The sequence below is a fragment of the Curtobacterium sp. 22159 genome (assembly GCF_052045775.1).
GTDB lineage: Bacteria > Actinomycetota > Actinomycetes > Actinomycetales > Microbacteriaceae > Curtobacterium.
Window position 1 is genome coordinate 1 of the sequence record NZ_JBQEPN010000022.1, and the last position, 966, is coordinate 966.

Genomic DNA, 966 nt, shown 5'->3' on the forward strand with positions numbered 1-966 from the left:
CAGCGTTCCACACCAATCCCGAGGAGCATCCTCGGGCGCCCGCTCGTCCATGACTCGACGCATACGGGCACGCACCCCGACGTCGCTGACGAGGGAGCTGGACCAGTTGGCCCGTCGTCACGGTCGCCAGCTGGCTCGAGCAGTCGATGAAGCACCCGATCTGCGGAAGTGCTCTGCGCGCCCTTGTCGATGCTCCTGCGTCCCTCGCGCACTGTCGTCACGATTGCGGACGACGCGCGCTGTGGACCGTCGGTCATCGGATGGCTGGGCCGGCGACCAACTCGCGATCGAGCTGTCGACGACTCTTCGTCCGAGGATCGGGCTGTGACTCGTGGGGACACCGACGGACGCGGCCGCACCGGGACAGGCCCGTGGCCGCATGCGCTGCTGGCGGCTGGAGTCGGCGCCGTCGCAGCCCAGTTCGCCCACGGCGGCGCAGTCGCCGTCCTCCTGACGGGGTTGCCGGGCTTGGTGGTGCTCGTGATGGTCACGGTGGTGACAGGTGCCGCCCTCGCGGTGTGCGCGGTGCTCGGTACGGGTGTGCGAAGGTCCGCTTGGCTCGGGACCACGGCGCTTCTCGTGGTCCCCGCGGTACTGGTCGTAGACGCCATCCTCTTCATGCGAGCCGGACCGAGCGAGTCTCCCGATGGCGGCTTCGCGTCGTCGCCGCTGCTGTGGGTGATCGGTGCGGTGCTCTCGGCGGTCCCTGCTCTGCTGGTGCACGTGACCCGTACCGGCAGATCTCCCGACCGGAGGGGCGCCTGACGCCGTCCGAGCCCGCACCCCGCGTTCTCGGCCCTCGTAGCCGTCTCCTCCGACCATCGGGGCTGTCGCGTCCGGAATCCGCCAGCGGTCGCGCGCGGACCAGGAGACTCTGCGGTGCCCCGAACGCCGGGGCATTGACAGGAAGCAGCCCGTGCAGCAAACCCGCATCGACCCCGCGATCCTCTCCTTCGGCACACCCGT

Annotated in this window: 1 protein-coding gene; it reads left to right on the forward strand. The window is 70.1% G+C overall.

What is annotated here, in order from left to right:
- The first annotated feature begins 324 nt into the window (after positions 1–324).
- Positions 325–765, forward strand: coding sequence for a hypothetical protein (locus ACTJKO_RS17405; RefSeq protein ID WP_440690628.1), 441 nt, complete (start codon positions 325–327; stop codon positions 763–765).
- Positions 766–966 lie beyond the last annotated feature (201 nt).